At 35.8% G+C, this 19,074-nt stretch carries 19 protein-coding genes and 1 other RNA gene; 8 read left to right on the top strand and 12 right to left on the bottom strand.

The window, feature by feature from the left end:
• The 3 genes from EG849_RS14655 to EG849_RS14665 all read left to right on the top strand — a co-directional run.
• A partial coding sequence (locus EG849_RS14655) for a gliding motility-associated C-terminal domain-containing protein (RefSeq protein WP_148096067.1) occupies positions 1-1,541 on the top strand: 1,541 nt, incomplete at its 5' end.
• 52 nt (positions 1,542-1,593) lie between these two features.
• Positions 1,594-2,505: a PorP/SprF family type IX secretion system membrane protein gene (locus EG849_RS14660; protein ID WP_125014065.1), complete on the top strand. Its 912-nt coding sequence runs from the start codon at positions 1,594-1,596 to the stop codon at positions 2,503-2,505.
• 12 nt (positions 2,506-2,517) lie between these two features.
• Positions 2,518-4,458 carry an OmpA family protein gene (locus EG849_RS14665; protein ID WP_125014067.1) on the top strand — a complete coding sequence of 647 codons (1,941 nt, stop codon included), beginning with the start codon at positions 2,518-2,520 and terminating at the stop codon, positions 4,456-4,458.
• Positions 4,459-4,809: 351 nt separating this feature from the next.
• Here EG849_RS14665 and EG849_RS14670 read toward each other — a convergent pair whose 3' ends face one another.
• The 6 genes from EG849_RS14670 to pyrR form a co-directional block, all read right to left on the bottom strand.
• Positions 4,810-5,322 carry a CAP domain-containing protein gene (locus EG849_RS14670; RefSeq protein ID WP_125014069.1) on the bottom strand — a complete coding sequence of 171 codons (513 nt, stop codon included), beginning with the start codon at positions 5,320-5,322 and terminating at the stop codon, positions 4,810-4,812.
• Positions 5,323-5,503: 181 nt separating this feature from the next.
• Positions 5,504-6,145 carry a pyridoxamine 5'-phosphate oxidase gene (gene pdxH, locus EG849_RS14675; protein ID WP_125014071.1) on the bottom strand — a complete coding sequence of 214 codons (642 nt, stop codon included), beginning with the start codon at positions 6,143-6,145 and terminating at the stop codon, positions 5,504-5,506.
• A gap of 133 nt (positions 6,146-6,278) precedes the next feature.
• Complete coding sequence (locus tag EG849_RS14680; RefSeq protein ID WP_125014073.1) at positions 6,279-7,184, bottom strand: ribonuclease Z; 906 nt, start codon at positions 7,182-7,184, stop codon at positions 6,279-6,281.
• Positions 7,185-7,253: 69 nt separating this feature from the next.
• Positions 7,254-7,586, bottom strand: a complete 333-nt coding sequence (locus EG849_RS14685) for a ribonuclease Z (RefSeq protein ID WP_125014075.1) — start codon at positions 7,584-7,586, stop codon at positions 7,254-7,256.
• A gap of 68 nt (positions 7,587-7,654) precedes the next feature.
• Positions 7,655-8,584: an aspartate carbamoyltransferase catalytic subunit gene (locus EG849_RS14690; RefSeq protein ID WP_125014077.1), complete on the bottom strand. Its 930-nt coding sequence runs from the start codon at positions 8,582-8,584 to the stop codon at positions 7,655-7,657.
• A gap of 84 nt (positions 8,585-8,668) precedes the next feature.
• Positions 8,669-9,208, bottom strand: a complete 540-nt coding sequence (gene pyrR / locus EG849_RS14695) for a bifunctional pyr operon transcriptional regulator/uracil phosphoribosyltransferase PyrR (RefSeq protein WP_125014079.1) — start codon at positions 9,206-9,208, stop codon at positions 8,669-8,671.
• Positions 9,209-9,409: 201 nt separating this feature from the next.
• On the opposite strand from pyrR, the gene EG849_RS15765 reads away from it, so the two are divergent.
• Positions 9,410-9,574 (top strand): hypothetical protein, encoded by a 165-nt coding sequence (locus EG849_RS15765; protein WP_199732355.1) that lies wholly within the window; start codon positions 9,410-9,412, stop codon positions 9,572-9,574.
• 99 nt (positions 9,575-9,673) lie between these two features.
• Here EG849_RS15765 and EG849_RS14700 read toward each other — a convergent pair whose 3' ends face one another.
• Entirely contained in the window at positions 9,674-11,290 is a 1,617-nt protein-coding gene (locus tag EG849_RS14700; RefSeq protein WP_125014081.1) for an ABC-F family ATP-binding cassette domain-containing protein, read from the bottom strand.
• A 266-nt stretch (positions 11,291-11,556) separates the two neighbouring features.
• On the opposite strand from EG849_RS14700, the gene EG849_RS14705 reads away from it, so the two are divergent.
• Positions 11,557-12,927 carry a TlpA family protein disulfide reductase gene (locus tag EG849_RS14705; protein ID WP_233581814.1) on the top strand — a complete coding sequence of 457 codons (1,371 nt, stop codon included), beginning with the start codon at positions 11,557-11,559 and terminating at the stop codon, positions 12,925-12,927.
• Positions 12,928-13,028: 101 nt separating this feature from the next.
• Here EG849_RS14705 and fsa read toward each other — a convergent pair whose 3' ends face one another.
• The 4 genes from fsa to ffs all read right to left on the bottom strand — a co-directional run bounded on the left by fsa (position 13,029) and on the right by ffs (position 15,585).
• Positions 13,029-13,685 carry a fructose-6-phosphate aldolase gene (gene fsa / locus EG849_RS14710; RefSeq protein WP_125014085.1) on the bottom strand — a complete coding sequence of 219 codons (657 nt, stop codon included), beginning with the start codon at positions 13,683-13,685 and terminating at the stop codon, positions 13,029-13,031.
• A 32-nt stretch (positions 13,686-13,717) separates the two neighbouring features.
• A complete protein-coding gene (locus tag EG849_RS14715; RefSeq protein ID WP_125014087.1) occupies positions 13,718-14,254 on the bottom strand; it encodes a hypothetical protein in 537 nt (178 codons plus the stop codon).
• Between the two features lie 30 nt (positions 14,255-14,284).
• Entirely contained in the window at positions 14,285-15,088 is an 804-nt protein-coding gene (locus tag EG849_RS14720) for an SDR family oxidoreductase (RefSeq protein ID WP_125014089.1), read from the bottom strand.
• Between the two features lie 398 nt (positions 15,089-15,486).
• Positions 15,487-15,585: signal recognition particle sRNA small type (ffs, locus tag EG849_RS14725), an RNA gene on the bottom strand.
• Positions 15,586-15,673: 88 nt separating this feature from the next.
• Here ffs and EG849_RS14730 point away from each other — a divergent pair.
• Positions 15,674-16,735 (top strand): glutaminyl-peptide cyclotransferase, encoded by a 1,062-nt coding sequence (locus tag EG849_RS14730; RefSeq protein ID WP_125014091.1) that lies wholly within the window; start codon positions 15,674-15,676, stop codon positions 16,733-16,735.
• 118 nt (positions 16,736-16,853) lie between these two features.
• The gene (locus tag EG849_RS14735; protein WP_125014093.1) at positions 16,854-17,687 is read left to right on the top strand and encodes an alpha/beta hydrolase; all 834 of its coding nucleotides are present in this window, start codon (positions 16,854-16,856) and stop codon (positions 17,685-17,687) included.
• Positions 17,688-17,721: 34 nt separating this feature from the next.
• On the opposite strand, the gene EG849_RS14740 is transcribed toward EG849_RS14735, so the two are convergent.
• The gene (locus EG849_RS14740; protein ID WP_125014095.1) at positions 17,722-18,360 is read right to left on the bottom strand and encodes a hypothetical protein; all 639 of its coding nucleotides are present in this window, start codon (positions 18,358-18,360) and stop codon (positions 17,722-17,724) included.
• A gap of 165 nt (positions 18,361-18,525) precedes the next feature.
• Here EG849_RS14740 and EG849_RS14745 point away from each other — a divergent pair, with 165 nt between their 5' ends.
• Complete coding sequence (locus EG849_RS14745; protein WP_125014097.1) at positions 18,526-18,822, top strand: TIGR03643 family protein; 297 nt, start codon at positions 18,526-18,528, stop codon at positions 18,820-18,822.
• Positions 18,823-19,074: the final 252 nt, after the last annotated feature.

Raw genomic sequence — 19,074 nt, forward strand, 5'->3', positions numbered from 1 at the left:
TACAAACAATAACAGTTCAAGACACAACGGTTCCAACATTTGTAGAAACACTTCCATCGAATGTAACAATAGAATGCTCGGCAGTTCCAACAGCAGTAGTTTTAACGGCAACAGATAATTGCGGTACAGCAACAGTGGGTTTCACAGAAACGACGACAGCTGGAACTTGTGCAGGAAGCTATATCTTGACAAGAACTTGGATTGCAACCGATCTTTGCGGATTGACAGCAACCCACGTACAAACAATAACTGTTCAAGACACGACGGCTCCAACATTTGTGGAAACACTTCCAACCAATGTAACAGTAGAATGCTCGGCGGTTCCAACAGCAGTAGTTTTAACGGCTACGGATAATTGCGGAACAGCAACAGTGGCTTTCACAGAAACGACGACAACTGGAACTTGTGCAGGAAGCCATATCTTGACCAGAACTTGGATTGCAACGGATCTTTGCGGATTGACAGCAACCCACGTACAGACAATAACAGTTCAAGACACAACGGTTCCAACATTTGTGGAAACACTTCCAACGAATGTAACAGTAGAATGCTCGGCGGTTCCAACAGCAGTAGTTTTAACGGCAACAGATAATTGCGGAACGGCAACAGTAACAATGACTGAAGTTTCAGCTCCTGGAGCTTGTGCAGGTGATTCAATCATCACCAGAACTTGGACTGCAACTGACGAATGTGGATTAACAACAACGCACGTTCAGACCATAACAGTGGAAGATAACGTGGCTCCAATAACCAATTCCACTTTTGATGCTGTGATAAATGTGACTTGCAGTACCATAACTGTTGCTCCAGATTTACAATTCATAGATGCTTGTTCTTCAGTAGAAAACACTACTTTTGACGAAGTAATTACAAATCAGACGGCTTCAGGTTATACCATCATTAGAACTTGGACAGCAACTGACGAATGTGGAAATATGGGTACCGTTTCTCAAACAGTAAATGTTAAAATAGCAAATCCTGTTCAAACGATTGCTAGTGAATTATGTATTGAGGATCTTTCAATTGATCTATTTACGTTGCTTGATTCTTCTGTAGAAATGAATGGAACTTGGATAGACACGAATAACTCTGGTGGTTTGAATGGAAATACCTTCAACCCTACTCAAGTTTCTGTTGGATATTATTTATTGAGTTATGTAATTCCTGGAGGCGATTGCCCGAGAACTATTGAAATCAATATGAATGTAAATGATGATTGTGTTGTATTGCCAGCTTGTACAATCAACGTACACAATGCAATATCACCAAACAATGACGGATTCAACGATTTCTTTCAAATTGACGGTCTAGATTGTTATCCAAATAATAGTGTAGAAATTTACAATCGCTGGGGTGTTATAGTATTTGATGCAAAAGGATATGATAACAATACTAAAGTTTTTAGAGGAATATCTGAAGGACGTGTAACAGTGAAACAAGATTCGGAATTACCATCGGGCACTTACTTCTACATCCTTAAATATACTGACGCAGAAGGCAACAGCAAAGAAAAATCAAGCTATCTGTATATTAACCGATAAAAAAGTCAAACTTCCGGGAAGTAGCCTTCCCGGAATTAAAAACATATAATAGATGAAAACAAGAATTTTATTTTTCGCTTTGATGTTGTCAGGTTTTGCAGGTTTTGCGCAACAAGACGCCCAATACACGCAGTATATGTACAACACAATTAATATAAACCCGGCGTATGCTGGATCCAGAGGAGTTTTGAGCGTTTTCGGGCTTCACAGGACCCAATGGGTGGGATTAGATGGAGCACCGACTACGAATGCTTTTTCTATCAATACACCTATAAACAATAGCAACCTTGGGGTAGGACTATCATTTGTGAACGACCGTATCGGCCCTACTGAAGAGAATACCATTTCAGCAGATATATCTTATACCGTACAAACGTCTGAAACGTACAAGCTTTCTTTTGGCGTTAAAGGAACTGCAAACCTTTTTAGCCTTGATGTAAACAAATTAAATCCGGCTGATGCCAATGACCCGCGCCTTTACAATTTTGACAATAATTTTACACCTAACATTGGTGCAGGAGTTTATTTCCATTCCGATAAACTCTATGTAGGTCTTTCTGTTCCAAATTTCTTCGAGACGACAAGGTATGAGGACAACTCAATTTCAGTATCCAAAGAAAGAATGAACTTCTACCTAATTGGAGGCTATGTATTTGATTTGAGCCCAAGTGTCAAATTCAAGCCTGCCTTTTTAGCTAAGTCAATTGAAGGAGCGCCTTTACAATTGGATCTTTCAGGAAATTTTTTGATCAATGAGAAATTTACTATCGGTGCAGCCTGGAGATGGAGCGCCGCAGCAAGTGTTATGGCTGGATTCCAAATTACTGACGGCCTGTTTGTGGGTTATGGATATGACTTAGAAACCACAAGACTATCAAGGTATAACTCGGGCTCTCATGAAATTTTCTTAAGATTTGAGCTTTTCAATAAATACAACAAAATAACTTCACCAAGGTTCTTCTAAATACGAGCAATTATGAAATTTAAATTTATATACATAGTATTTTTCAGCATTAGCAGCTTGAGCGGTTTTTCGCAAGAAGCTGCTGTAAAAAAAGGTGACAAAAAATATGAAAAATATGCCTATATCGACGCTATAAAAACATATGAGCGTGTTGCTGAAAAAGGATATAAATCTCCTGAAATGCTTCAAAAGCTTGGTAATTCTTATTATTTCAATGCTGACCTAGCCAATGCAGCAAAGTGGTATGGAGAACTTTTTGCGATGACTGAAGATGTCGATGCTGAATATTTTTATCGCTATTCTCAATCGTTGAAAGGAATTGGTGAATATGACAAGGCAAATCAAATGCTTGATAAATTCAACCAAAAATCAGGAATTGATACAAGAGCGCAGCTTTATGCTGGCCAAAAAAATTATTTAGAACAGATCAAGAAAAACTCTAGAAGGTATAAATTAGAAAATGCAGGAATCAATTCTGGATATTCTGATTATGGCAGCGCTTTTTATGGCGAAAAAGTGGTTTTCGCCTCTGCAAGAGATACTGGAAACTTCTCCAAGAAAAAGCACGCTTGGACAGATCAATACTTCACAAATATGTATGTTTCAGATTTAAGCGGTGATGGTTCTCTATCAGCACCTCAAAAATTTGCAAAAACCCTGAATACTAAATTTCACGAGTCCACTCCCGCTTTTTCAAAAGACGGCAAAACCATGTATTTTACCCGCAACAATTATCTAGACGGAAAAAAAGGAAAAAGCACGGACAAAGTAACTTTTTTAAAGACCTACAGAGCAACATTAGATGGCGATAAATGGACCAATGTTACTGAACTTCCTTTTAACAATAATAATTATAGCGTGGCGCATCCCGCTTTAAGCCCAGACGGAAAAACGTTATATTTTGCTTCTGACATGCCCGGAACATTAGGTTCTTCAGATTTGTTTAAAGTTGAAATTAAAGCGGATGGAAGTTTTGGAGATCCTGTAAATTTAGGCCCGAAAATAAATACCCCCGGCAGGGAAACTTTCCCATTCATTTCTGATGACAATGAAATTTATTTTGCCTCTGACGGCCATCCTGGTTTAGGCGGATTGGATGTTTTTATGGCAAAAATTGAAAAAAATAGCTTTAGTGAAATTCAGAATATCGGCGAACCGGCAAATACCAAACAAGACGATTTTGGATTCTTGATTAATTCCAAAACAAAAGTCGGGTTTATTAGCTCTAACCGTGAAGGTGGCCAAGGGAACGATGATATTTATAAATTTTTAGAAACAAAACCTTTAAGCTTTGAATGCAGGCAGTTACTTTCAGGAATTGTAACCGACCAAGAAACTGGAGCTATTATAGCAAATGCAAAAGTTACCTTATTTGATGAAAAATTTAATAAGCTGCAAGAAGTAACTTCAGATGCTTCTGGAAAATATTCTTTTGAAGAAGTGGAATGTGATACGTCTTACTATGTACGAGGTGAAAAAGAAGAATATGTGACCAAAGAACAGAAAATTTTCATTCCGAAAGAAAGCGGTGAAACAGATCTTCCTATTCCTTTAGAGAAGCGAATAAAATCAGTTAAAGTTGGGGATGACCTTGCCAAGACTTTTGGCATAAAAATCATTTATTTTGATTTAGACAAATGGAATATCAGACCAGATGCCGCAGTTGATTTGGCAAAAATTGTGGATGTCCTGAAAGAATATCCGACCATGAAAGTAGACGTTCGTTCTCACACTGACAGCCGCCAGACTAAAAAATATAATGAAAAATTATCTGACAGGAGAGCAAAATCAACTATTGAATGGATGGTTAAAGATGGTATCCAGTCGAACAGAATTTTTGGAAAAGGTTATGGTGAAACGCAATTGCTTAATAAATGCGCAGATGGAGTGCAATGTTCAGAAGAAGAGCACCAGCGTAACAGAAGAAGTGAGTTTATCATTACTGAATTGTAATTTTACATCGATACAAATAAAAAGCATTCGCCGTCGCGAATGCTTTTTTTGTTATTTAGCTATCATAATGTATTAAAAATACATCCCCATACAATAGTTTTTGCGTTCTTTATTTCTTAAGATAGGAATCAAAACAAAAGGATATTCTTAATTATTTTTTCATTCTTTTGGACATTCCCAAAAATAATGACTCAAGAAAATTAAACCCCATCTAATATTAATTGTATAAAAAAAAATTCCTTTAGGGACAGCTATCAAGAATTTCAGTGGCAAATTTAAATAACATTTTTTTTCATCTTTGCCAAAAAAAAGACCGCAGGATTGCAGTCTTACTTTTGGAGTGATGACTCTTTATTTTTTTATAAACATGTTCGTATAATATTTACGGCCTGTTTCTGGATTTACGCTTACAGATATACCAAAATGCGTAAAATCTCCTTCTATATTTGCTTTATGACCCGGACTATTTAACCAAGCATTCATGGCTGCTTCTGGTGTATTATAATTGTAAGCCACATTTTCACTAACTCTAACTGCTCCAAGAACCTGAATCAAATTCTCTGAACGCTCATTAAAAAAATCATGATTTACAACATTATTTTGAATCATATAAGCATTGTGCTCCTCTGACTTATAAGAAATATGGTTGATCGGCTGTAAAGTTGGTAAATTAAGTGATTGCCTGTGGGAATTGATCAAATTGACAAGTTCTAATTCAGTTGAATCATATTCATAATTTTCAACTAAGGCAGTTGAAACCGATTTATTAACAAATTCAGCATCAGATTCTGAATCAGAAGAACAAGACATCATAGTGAACAATAGAGCCATTGGCAATAATGTTCTGAACATTTTTGCAGTCATAGTTTCGTAGGTTAAGTTTTATAGATCTTAAAAGCTTTGGGACAACTTTCTCGAAATATCTAAAGATTTAATTGGGGCTAAAACCTTTCGACATATCAATAATACAAAAACATCGGTGAACTGCCAAAAAAAATCGATGAACTACATCATTTTAATATATTTATATGTTTATTCCTATAAATCAAGAGGATAAACGATCGATGTTCCAATGTAAATCATGAAGCTGAAAGCGAATTCGGTCATGAAGTCGGTTGGGCCTTCCTTGCCAAAATTCAATTTCAACCGGTTTCACTAAATAGCCTCCCCAATAGTGCGGGCGTTCTATTTTTTTTCCATCAAATTCACTTTCAAGTGATTGTATTTTTTCATCTAAAAAACTTCGATTAGAAATCACTTCACTTTGGTGCGAAGCAATAGCACCGAGCTGGCTTCCGGTTGGCCGTGAATAAAAATAGTCGTCTGAGATCTTTTCTGAAGTTTTTGTGGCAATTCCTTTAATGATCACCTGCCTTTCGGAATTATGCCAAAAAAATGAAAGGCACACATTTGGGTTTTCTTCGATTGCCTTGCCTTTTTCAGATTCATAATTGGTAAAAAAGACAAAACCTTCATCAGTGAATTGCTTCAAGAGCACTACCCTGTTTTTCGGAAATCCGTCCAAGCCAATTGTAGCAACGGTCATCGCGTTAATTTCTTCCGATCCGCCAATTTCTTCAGCTTCCTGAAACCATTGTGCAAACAATTCAAAAGGATTTTTGGAAATAGAACTTTCTAAAAGTTCGCTTTTTTCATAAGATTTTCTGTAGTCGCTTAAGTCTTTCATTTTTTGAGGTGCTTAGTTATGGGCGCTAAAGATTGAAAGCGCTGAAGCAAAGTTACAAAGTTTAGAAATTAAGGCTATGATAAATGTCAGCTAAAGTAAACCATGGCTACCGAGCCTCTTAAAAATTTGAAACTTAAAAAGAAAAACTTTCGCCGTCATTTCCCAATAAGACATTTGGGAAAATAGTCTCGGCTTCTTCTTTAAATTTCAAAATCGATTCATAGCGCGTGGAATAATGGCCAAGCACCAAATTCTTGGCATTTGCTTTTAAAGCGATTCTGGCAGCTTCTTTTGCGGTAGAATGCATTGTTTTTTGCGCTAATACCGCTTCAGTTTCTAAAAAAGTAGATTCGTGGTACAAAACATCCACGTCTTGAATGATCGGAAGCATTTCTTCGTTGTACAGCGTATCTGAACAAAAGGCATAACTTTTAGAAGGTTCGGGATCAAAAGTCAATTCAGAATTCGGAATCACGCGTCCATCTTCTAAAGTAATGTCGCTTCCATTTTTTATTTTCTGGTAATAAACCTGGTCGATTTCATAATTTAAAACCGCATTGATGTCTAATTTTCGCTCCGTGAATTTCTCTTGGAATAAAAAGCCATTCGTATAAATTCGGTGCTTTAACGGAATCGTTTTTACAATAACATTGTCATCTTCAAAAACGGTTTCTGATTCTTTTGAAGTCAATTCGTGAAAATATAAATTGTAATTTGTCCAAGAATTAGAGAGTTTTAGCTGCAGCGTAATAATTTCTTTAATTCCTTTTGGTCCATAAATATGCAGATCGGCTACGCGCCCTAAAAGCATGTACGTGGAAACCAAACCCACCAAACCATATAGGTGATCGCCGTGAAGATGCGAAATAAAAATGTGGCTGATCTTTGAAAACTTAATTTTATTCTTGCGCAATTGCACTTGCGTTCCTTCACCGCAGTCGATCAAAAACATTCTGTTTCTAATTTCTAAAACCTGAGAAGTCGGATTGGTAATCGTTCGCGGCGTTGCGGCATAACAGCCTAAAATGGTAAGATTCAAAATAATTATGAGTTATGAATTATAAATTATGAGTTGAAAATATAACTTTTCAATTCTGAATTCTAAATATTAAAATCCAAGGTCTCTTTCAATTTCTTCCATTTCAATAATATCGTGTGCTTCCTGGACAGTTGGCACCACGTTTATCTCCTCTGGAACTTCATTGAAATCAAAATCTTTGACTACAATCACAAATGATTTTTTTGCTTTTCTGTGTTTATTTGACAATCCTAAAAATGCCAAAACGTTTTCTAAAGTAACACTTTTGTCTTCTGAAATATCTAAAACCAAATTCTGTTCTTTAAAATTGGAATAATCAGAAGTTACTTTTTCAAGAAATGAAATTGCATTTCCGTCAGTATCTTTTAGTGTAGTTGTATGTGTGTTTTTTTCTATTTGCATTTTTATTCTTTATAGTTATTAAATCCAAAAAGTCAAACTTTATGACTTTCGACTTTATGACTTTTGACTTACTGCTTAATCTTCGAAGCTAATAAATAAATGACCGCCATTCTAACGGCAACTCCATTCTCTACTTGGTTCAAAATCACTGATTGCTGTGAATCGGCAACATCTGAAGAAATTTCAACGCCGCGGTTTATTGGTCCGGGATGCATGATCACAATTTCTTTATTTAAAGAGTCAAGTAACGCCTTGTCCACGCCATATTGTTGTGCATATTCTCTCGTGGAAGGAAAATAATTTACGTCCATTCTTTCATTCTGCACGCGAAGCATATTCGCCACATCGCACCATTCTAATGCTTTTCTCAAGTTGGGTTCTACCGTAACTCCCAACGATTCGATGTATTTTGGAATCAGCGTTTTTGGGCCGCAAACTTTCACTTCAGCACCTTGCATCTGCAGTGCATAAATATTGGAAAGCGCGACTCTTGAATGCAGAATATCACCAACAATTACCACTTTTTTACCGGCAACTTCGCCTAATTTTTCTCTTATTGTAAAAGAATCCAGCAAACCTTGCGTTGGATGTTCGTGGGCTCCATCACCCGCGTTTACGATGCTTGCATTTACATTTTGAGATAAAAAATAAGCTGCACCAGGATTGGAATGACGCATTACGACCATATCCACTTTCATCGAAAGAATATTGTTTACGGTATCGATCAATGTTTCTCCTTTTTTGACTGAAGACTGCGCCGCAGAAAAACTGATGACGTCAGCAGAAAGTCTTTTTTGGGCTAATTCAAAAGAAAGTTTTGTTCTGGTACTATTTTCAAAAAATATATTGGCAATGGTAATATCTCGAAGCGAAGGCACCTTTTTTATCGGGCGGTTGATGACTTCCTTAAAATGATCGGCCGTTTCAAAAATAAGGTCAATATCGTGTTTGTTGATATATTTTATTCCTAATAAATGATTTACGCTTAATTCTTTCATTGTGTGTGTTTTCGATTTTTGGATTATTCGATATTTGGATCATTCGAATTTCGAAACATCGAAAAATCGAATTTTTCGAACTATCTAATTTGTTATTAAGTAAACCAAATCTTCGCCTTCTTGCTCTTTCCAGCTTACTTTGACTTTTTCATTGTTGATGGAATCGACTTGGCGGCCACGATAATCAGGCTGAATTGGCAAATGACGGCTGAAACGACGATCGATTAAAACCAAAAGTTCAATTTCTGCAGGTCTTCCAAAAGACTGAATGGCGGTCAGTGCCGAGCGAATACTTCTACCGGTATATAAAACGTCATCAATGAAAATCACTTTTTTATTTTCTACTAAAAAGTTGATCTGCGTTTTATTAGCTTCCAGAGGTTTATCAGTTCTTCTAAAATCATCCCTGAAAAAAGTGATGTCTAAATAGCCAAGGGCAATTTCTGAAACGTTATAATCGTGTACTAAAATCTGTTTAAGACGTTCGGCCAAAAAAACACCACGAGGCTGGATTCCCACAAGAATCGTGTCTGAAAAATCAAGATGCTTTTCAATTAATTGGCAGGCCAAACGGTGCAGAATGATATTGACTTCTTTTGAAGTGAGCAATATTTTTTGACTCATAATGAAGTGTTGTGTTTGGTTTGTAAAAATAGGTAAAATTTAGTTTTAAGTAAAATTAAAATTCCAGTTTTAGCTGACAATTTACCCAAATCATAATTATATAACGTAAAAAACGAATGATGTAATAATTTTCTGTGCAAAAGAAAAGACCTTTACAAAACAAATAACCAACCAATTATAAACCTTTTAATACCAGAAATTATGAACAAGATACAAAGAATGTGCGTTATCCTATTAGTCCTTCTCTCTTTTTCAAGTTGTGAAGTGGTAGAAGGAATTTTTAATTTTGGCGTTGGCGTTGGCGTATTTATCGTAATTGCGGTTGTGGCCGTCATCATTTGGATTATCAGCAGATTTAGAAAATAATATAAAAACAAAACCACCAAAAACCAACCAACTCTTATAAACTAAAAAATCCCGTAACTAATTGCTACGGGATTTTTATATTTTATTTAAATTCAATCCTTAAGAATACATTTTCTTTCTTAATTCTTGTACTTTTTCATCATCTAGATAATCGTCAAAAGTCATGTATCTGTCGATGGCTCCTTTTGGTGTCAATTCGATAATTCTATTTCCGACCGTTTGTGAGAACTCGTGATCGTGCGTTGTGAAAATCACAGAACCTTTAAAGTTTTTCAATGAGTTGTTGAAAGCCGTGATCGACTCTAAATCCAAGTGGTTCGTTGGTTCGTCAAGCATCAATACGTTTGCTCTTTCCATCATCATTCTTGACAGCATGCAACGTACTTTTTCTCCACCTGACAAAACTCTACTTGTTTTTAAAGCTTCTTCTCCAGAGAAAATCATTTTCCCCAAGAACCCGCGGATAAAAACTTCGTCACGTTCTTCTTCGGTTTTTGCATATTGTCTCAGCCAATCTACCAACGTCAAATCATTTTCAAAGAAAGAATGGTTTTCAACTGGCAAATACGCTTGATTTGTGGTAATTCCCCAATCAAAAGTACCAGCATCAGCTTGTTGGTTTCCGTTTAAGATTTCATAAAAAGCAGTTGTTGCACGTGAATCTTTAGAGAAAAGAACGATCTTATCGCCTTTTGCCATATTCAAATCTACGTCAGTAAACAATGTTTCTCCATCAACAGAAGCGCTCAATCCCACAACGTTTAAGATTTGGTCACCTGCTTCTCTTTCTTGATCAAAAATAATCGCAGGATAACGACGGCTTGAAGGTTTGATTTCAGAAATATTCAACTTGCTGATCATCTTTTTACGAGAAGTCGCTTGTTTTGATTTCGCTACGTTGGCACTGAAACGACGGATAAATTCTTCCAATTCTTGTTTCTTTTCTTCTGCCTTTTTATTTTGCTGTGCTCTTTGTTTCGCTGCTAATTGGCTTGATTCATACCAAAAAGTATAATTTCCTGAATAGTGATTAATTTTACTAAAATCAATATCAGAAATATGTGTACAGACCGCATCTAAAAAGTGACGGTCGTGCGAAACAACGATTACTGTATTTTCATAATTGGCCAAGAAATTCTCTAACCAAGCAATAGTTTCAAAATCCAGGTCGTTCGTTGGCTCATCCATAATAAGCACGTCAGGATTTCCGAAAAGTGCTTGCGCCAAAAGCACGCGGACTTTAAGTTTTCCTTCTAAATCACCCATTAAGGAATAATGGTTGTCTTCGGTAATTCCTAAACTTGAAAGTAGCGAAGCGGCGTCAGAATCTGCATTCCAGCCGTTCATTTCTTCAAACTGTACTTGCAACTCCCCGATTCTATCTGCATTTTCATCAGTATAATCTAAGTAAAGCGCGTCCATTTCTTTTTTAACGGCATACAAAACTTTGTTTCCCATCATCACCGTCTCCAAGACCGTGTGTTCGTCAAACATATTGTGGTTTTGGTTCAAAACCGACATACGTTTTCCTGGTTCTAAAAAGACGTGCCCTGAAGTTGGGTCAAATTCTCCAGCTAATATTTTTAAAAATGTAGATTTTCCAGCACCATTGGCTCCGATAACTCCATAAATATTTCCGTCTGTAAAGACGGTATTTACTTCATCAAACAAGATTCTCTTGCCAAACTGTACTGATAAATTATTTACTGTTAACATTGATTGTAATTTTTTATAAAAAGTTTTGCAAAAGTAGAAAAAATAGTGCAATTTTCGGCATCCGATTCGATATAGTTTTGAATCAAAATGAATTAAAGCAGTTGTTGAAATTAAAACCCCCTATTTAATTACATTCTAAATAAATACGCCTTTTTACATTTAACTATGCCTTAACAGTGAAATCAGATACAACCTGATATTTTTGTTTACTAGATCCAAACTAAATGCACAACTTGAACGTTTTTAAAGTACTATCGTTTTCAATTTTGAACTTGCTATTACTTACTTCTTGCAACAACAAATTTGATCGTGATGATTATTCAGCTTACTTTGGTGGCGAAGTCACAAATCCTTTGAACAGATATGTATTATTTCTTAAGGACAATAAAATTATTGACACAATTCCGCTTGACAGAAACAACCGTTTTTTCAAGAAATTTGATTCTTTAACTCCAGGCCTTTATACGTTTAAGCACGAACCAGAGTACCAATATGTTTATTTCGATAAAAATGACAGCTTGATGGTGAGAATGAATTCAAGCGATTTTGACGAATCAATTATTTTTTGTGGCCGCGGTGAGGAAAAAAACAATTATCTGATGGAAATGTACCTTAAAAACGAGTCTGACAAAGATAAAATGTTTGCCGTTTTTGATTATGACATCAAAAAATTCAACAGATATATTGATTCTTCTTTTGCAACCAGAAAGAAATTTTATGAAACCAAGAAGGAAAAAGCCAAGTGGAACGAGGAGTTTGATTATTTCGCATTATCAGCATTGTACTTTCCTTATTACACCAAAAAAGAAATTTATCCGCTAGTTCATGAAATCAGGACAGGCGAAAAAGTAAGCGATAAATTACCCAAAGATTTTTATGATTACAGAAAAGAAATTGAATTCAACAATCATAACTTGACCAATTTCTCCCCTTTTGTAAAATACCTTACTTACTTGTTGAATAACATGGCGATGGAAAAAGTTTCTTCTGAAAATAATTCCCTTTCTGACCAAGCTTTAGATTTAAATATTGCAAAATTAAACATTACCGATACTTTATTTGAAAACGTAGACATAAAAAATACGGTTTTAAACAACATTGCTTTCGCTTATTTATTAGAAGACCAGCATATTGTAAACAATCAAAAATTTTTAGATCGCTATAACCAGCTATCAACAGACAAGAGCAATCAGAATGAAATTACCAAAATCGGCAATTCAATTCAAATGCTCAAGGAAGGAAATTCATTGCCTGCACTTGACTTGTTCACGTTAACCGGAGAAGCGGTCAACAGCAAATCAGTTATAAAAGGAAAATCAGTTATTTTCTTTTGGACCGAAAATGCAGAATCTCATTTTGTGAGCGTTCACAAAAAAGTGATGGATTTGAAAGCCAAACATCCAGATTATACCTTTATCGCAATTAATGTCGATGACAATCAGTCAAAATGGACCAATGCTTTATCTAACTATAAATTCGAGAATGTAACGGAACTGAGAGTCAAAAACTTCGAAGAGTTAAGAGCAAAATGGGTCATCACAAAAATCCACAGGGTAATTGTTACCAATGCTGACGGCACGATCAAAAACGGATTTGTCAATTTATTTGATGTGAAGTTTGCTGATAACCTGAAGTAATATTTTAGGCGCTAAAAAATAAAGTCGTTACATAAAAAATCCCGCTTCTATAAAGCGGGATTTTTTTTATAATCTGAAATCTGTGAACTGATCACTGTAAACTATTTATTTCCTTTTTCAAAATCAGCCAAAAACTGCGCCAAGCCAATATCTGTCAAAGGGTGTTTCAACAAGCCTTCAATGGCAGAAAGCGGTCCAGTGATTACATCAGCGCCAATTTTTGCACAGTTCACAATATGCATCGTGTGTCTTACTGAAGCCGCCAAGATCTCTGTTTCAAAACCATAATTGTCATAAATCTCACGAATTTCTTGAATCAAGTTCAATCCGTCAGTTGAAATATCATCCAAACGCCCAATAAATGGCGAAACATACGTCGCTCCCGCTTTAGCCGCCAACAGCGCCTGTCCCGCAGAAAACACCAATGTTACGTTTGTTTTTATTTCTTTCTCAGAAAAATATTTCGCCGCCATAACACCTTCTTTTGTCATCGGCAATTTCACCACAATCTGCGGATGAAGATCAGCCAATTCCTCGCCTTCCTTAATCATTCCGGCATAATCCAGTGCATTCACTTCAGCACTCACATCGCCTTCCACAAGATTGCAGATGTCAACATAATGTTTCAGAATATTATTTTTTCCAGTGATTCCTTCCTTTGCCATTAACGACGGATTCGTGGTTACGCCATCCAAAACGCCAAGAGCCTGTGCTTCTTTAATCTGGGCTAAATTTGCCGTGTCAATAAAAAATTTCATCTGTATATATTATTTTTGTTTAACTACTTTAATTATTTACGAAATATTTCTTTCAAGTTGTTTTCATAATCTGCTCCAGCTTCTACTTTTGTAATTTCATCGATATTTATCATAAGCATTTTTCGATCTAGTGAAGAATAGGTTCCGAATTCATTAATTACAATTACACCTTCGTCCATTTCAACAATTTCTCCAATAAGAGAAATCCCAGAATCCAAATTTTGAATATGAATTGTAACATAACCAAATTTATCGGAAACAGATTTCAAAATTTCTGTAATTGACCCAACTTCAATTTCTTCTAAATTTTCTATTCTTTTTTCTTTCAAGGCAAATATTTCGGTAGTTGAAATGTCATTTCCTTTCCATCTTATTCTGCTAATATCTTCTCTCTTAAAAACTGAAATTCCGTTCATTTCACCAATACTGGTAAACTGTTCTAATAAAAGAAATTCGTCGCTAATCTTAACAATAAATCCAAAAGTAGAATCTTCAAATTGATCCGTGTAAATATCTACAAAAACTTTATCGTCAATGAAATTCTTTAAATATTTCTCCTGTAAACTCATTAATATTTATTTAAATTTTAAGTAACGAATTTACAATTTATAATGGTTCATCAGCATTTTTTCATAGACTTTATCAGGCAAGATTCGCTTTAAGACTATCGAAAATTTCTGCATAAAAACACCTACTTTATAATGCACTTTTGGATTGGGAGTTTGAATAATCTTGTGAATTGCAATCGCCATTTCATTCGGATTGCTTCCTGAATCCACGTGTTCGTCCATCATTTTCAACGTGTTTCCGTATGGTTTTTCATAAGCCGAACCGTTGATTAACGGCGCATGAAATCTTCCCGAAGCGATGTTGGTTGCAAAATCCCCAGGAGCTACATTCGTGATATGGATTCCGAATTCTTTCACTTCCATTCGAAGTGCTTCTGTGATTAGTTCTAAAGCGCCTTTTGAAGCCGAATAAACGCTTCGGTAAGGCAATCCCATATAACCGGCAATTGAGGTGATGTTGATAATTAAACCCGATTTTTGCGAACGCATTTGTGGCAAAACCGCTTTCATTACTTCAATTGGCCCAAAGAAATTGGTTTCAAAATTATTTTTAATTTCCGAAGTCGGGATTTCTTCCAAAGGTCCGGTGATTCCAACGCCAGCATTGTTGATGACTACGTCAATTCGTCCTGATTTGGCGATGACTTCAGCCACTGCTTTTTCAATAGATTCGACATTTCTGACATCAAGCGCGACCAATGGAAATTTTGAATTGGTGATGCGTTCTGGATTTCGGCTGGTTCCATAAACGGTGTGTCCTTTTTGGGTTAAAAATTCACCGATTGATTTCCCAATTCCGGAAGAACCGCCTGTTATTAATATGATTTTTGACATTTATTGTTTTAGATTTTTCGATGATTCGAGAAAATGATTCTTCGAAATTGCGTTCAAATTTAGTGATTTTTAGTGGAATTATTTTTTGATTTTCTCGCAAGGGCGCCAAGACGCAAAGTTGTTGCTTAAACTTGAACCATTAAGGGATGAAGAGAATTACGCTTTGTTTATACAACTTTGAAACTTTGTGACTTTGGAACTTACAAAAAATTTAAAAAAAGCCTCAAAGTTTAAAAATAGCCCCGATTGCAGGGGAAATCCTTTTTCTTTTTTTTCTGAAACTGAATTTATTCAGGTAAAAAAAAGAAAAAGATTGTACCGGTAAGCGGGAATTTCATTTAAAAGAAGCCTAAAGTTTGGCTCAAAAAAAAAATCCTCCGCTAAGGAAGATTAAAAAAAAATGGCAAGCGACCTACATCGCACCGCTACAACCGCTTACCCTTGCTGTGTTCCCACCCTGGGGGAGTCTGCAGGAGCTGGTCGTGTAGGACTTGCCGGTGCAAATATACAATCTTTTTATATTTTTGCAAGTAGATTGTTGGTTATAAAATAACATTGTATATTGTGGTGATTAATTTTATAGTAATGAAAAAACATAAGTTATTAGCATTCATTTTATTAGGAGGCTTAATTATCTCTTGCGGTGAAGATGAAAATGCGAAAAAAAATTTATTTAGTATTGATTCTGCAGGCCTAAAAGAAGTTTATAAGCCGAATGAATCACTTTCGTTGGTCTTGAAGAACGAAAAAGCAAAGGTAATTGACTCGGTTATTTATTATTTAAACGAGAAAAGAGCGGGTGCGGTCAAAGGAAATGCCAAGTTGGATTTTGCTTTGGCGAATACCAAATTGGGCTACCAAAACGTAAAAGCCTTGATTTATTATGAAGGCTCAAATGTGGAAATCGACACAAGAATAGAAGTGGTTTCAAACATCACTCCGAAATTATTGAAATATACAATCGTGAATACCTATCCGCACGACCAAACGTCGTATACGCAAGGTTTGGAATTCCATAGAGATACCTTATTTGAAGGAACGGGACAAAGAGGTTCATCGAAATTGATGAAAACAGATTATAAAACCGGAAAGATTTATCAATCTGTTGCTCTGGAAGGGCGTTATTTTGGCGAAGGAATTACCATTTTAGACAACAAAGTGTATCAATTGACTTGGCAAGAATTAACCGGTTTTGTTTATAATGCCGATAACCTGAAGCAAATCAGCACTTTTGAATATCCGAAAAAAGTGGAAGGCTGGGGATTGTGCAATGATGGAAAATTGCTGTACCAATCTGACGGAACAGAGAAGATTTGGGTTTTAGATCCTGAAACTTTGAAGGAAGTTGATTACCTGAACGTTTATTCTGAAGCGAGCAAAGTGAAAGCAGTAAACGAGCTGGAATGGGTGGAAGGAAAAATTTATGGAAATGTGTACCAAAAAGATGCCGTTGCAGTAATTGACCCAAAGACAGGCGCTGTGGAAGGAATTATTGATTTAAGAGAATTGAAAACAAAAATCAATATGGTGGGGCACGATCCTGGAAACGATGTTTTAAACGGATTGGCCTATAACCCAAAAACAAAAACGCTTTTTGTGACTGGCAAAAAGTGGGATAAAATGTTTGAGATCAAAATTATAGAATAGATTTTAAACTGTATTTTTTAAAACCGAGCCAAACGCTCGGTTTTTTTATGCCTAAAAGTTAAAAAAGATATCTCACATCAAAATTTTTCCGAACTTCATAGAAATAAAATCAGTAGCTATGAAAAGTTATCTATTCGTATTATTTCTGGCGATTTTTTCAAGCTGTTCGCCTGACGACTCCGCTCCTGTTTCTTCAAACTTGAATGCTGAAACATTGCTGGATGTTCCATACGGAACGAATCCACAGCAATTAATTGATATTTATTTGCCAGCAAGAAGAACTTCTTCGACTACAAAAGTTTTGTTTTTGGTTCACGGTGGAGGTTGGAAAAGCGGTTCCAAAAATGATATGACAGCGCTTGCCTTCGGAATCAGATCACAGTTTCCTGATTATGCCATTGTTAATATTGGCTATCGCTTGGGCACTTTAGCAACTCCCGCCTATCCAAACCAAATTAACGATATTCAATCTGTTGTAAGCTATCTTAAAAACAACAATTTCAACGTTTCAAAACAATACGGATTTTTAGGAATCAGTGCCGGTGCCCATTTGTCAATGCTTTATTCTTATAAATTTGACACTGAACATAATGTGAAAGCCGTTTGCAGTATTGTGGGACCGACGGATTTTACCGATCCGGCGTATGAGAACCATGAAGCGATCGATACGACTTTACCTTATTTGATTGGGCAAAATCCGCCCGAAAGTATTTATGCAGAAATAAGTCCGATTACATTTGTTTCTGCGCATTCTGCGAGTACCATTCAGTTTGCAGGCAATCAAGATCCCTTGATCCCAACATCGCAGGGAACGCGCTTAAAACAGCAACTAGACACTTTTAATATTACGAATGAGCTTCACGTTTACAACGCGGGCCACGGCGATTTTAATCCTGTTGATGCGCAAGATATTAACGTCAAATTGATTGCTTTTTTAACAGCACATCTTTAAATAAAAAACCCGAGCAAGTTGCTTGGATTTTTTATTATTTTCTCTTTTTTGCTGATGCTTTTGCAGGAGCCGTTCCTACAACTGTAGGCTTTCCTTCTACATATTTTTTATCTGTCGCGTTGAATGCAAAAGTATTCTGCTGTGTTTTATTCTTTTGCTGAATGTCGCCTTCTGGCGTCAAAATGAATTCAAAACCTTCTCTCCTCACCTTTTCTTGCGTTTCTGAAGCATTTTTTAAACGATCTAAAAACACTTTCTCAGTGATGTTTGAAATTGTCTGTTGGTTTGAAAACAACTTGGTTTTTGTAGTCACATCATAAACTTCTGAAAACAGAACCGTTTTTACTTCTATTTTCAAGTCGGTTTTGGTAGTGCTTTCTTCTTTCCAAGTTAATAAATACAAAGGTGTTCCTTTTGCCGTAAAAGCTTTTAAAGCACACTCTTTCGGCAGGCTATTGGCATCAACCGTTTTAATTCCGATGGTATCTTTTTTAGGCTTGTTATTTATAAAGAGATAAAAATTTCCTTTGATCACTTCTGCCGTGAGATTATCGGCTTTCGCCAAAGCAGTTGAAGTAGTTTTTGCTGGAGCTTTTGCTTTCGCATTCTTTTTTTGTCCGTAAGAAATGGCGGTACAAAGTAAAATCAAAATCAGAAATGAGGCCTTTTTCATATTTTTTCTTTTTTAGAATGCCTAAAATACAAAAAAATCAACAACCTATTTGTTAAAGTATCATAGGAAATACTGCTAAAGCTTTTTGAAATTATGTACTGATCATTTAAAACATTTCGTATTTTTGTTTACACTTTTTTAATTAACATTGAACAAAATTAGATTATGATTTTAAATAGAACCAGGAACAGTCTTTCAGAAATTCAGATTGACCGAATAATTGAAATGGCTTGGGAAGACCGAACCCCTTTTGAGGCCATCCAATTTCAGTTTGGATTATCAGAATCAGAAGTTAAAGCGGTAATGAAAAAAGAATTAAAATTCCGCAGTTACATACTTTGGAGAGAACGGGTTGAAAACTGCAACACCAAACACGCAGGCAAACGTGTGGATGGAATTGATCGTTTCAAGTGTAATTTACAGCGTCCCATTTCTGGAAATAAAATTTCCAAAAGGCGCTGATGGATTGTAAGCTGAATCAAAGTACATCATAAAAAAAGCCCCGATAAAATTTATCGGGGCTTTTAAAATATAATCTAAAAAGTGATTATTTCACTTCTTCAAAAATAACAACGTATATAAATCAATACATTGCAAGTAGATGGTACAAATAAGGTACAAAATAAATCTAAATTATATCTAAGTAATAAAATGGAAAAAACGGTCAAATTGACCACCCAATTCCAGTTCAAATTGACCACCTGTTTCGGTTGA

Origin of the sequence: Flavobacterium macacae (assembly GCF_003865365.1) — a bacterium.
GTDB lineage: Bacteria > Bacteroidota > Bacteroidia > Flavobacteriales > Flavobacteriaceae > Flavobacterium > Flavobacterium macacae.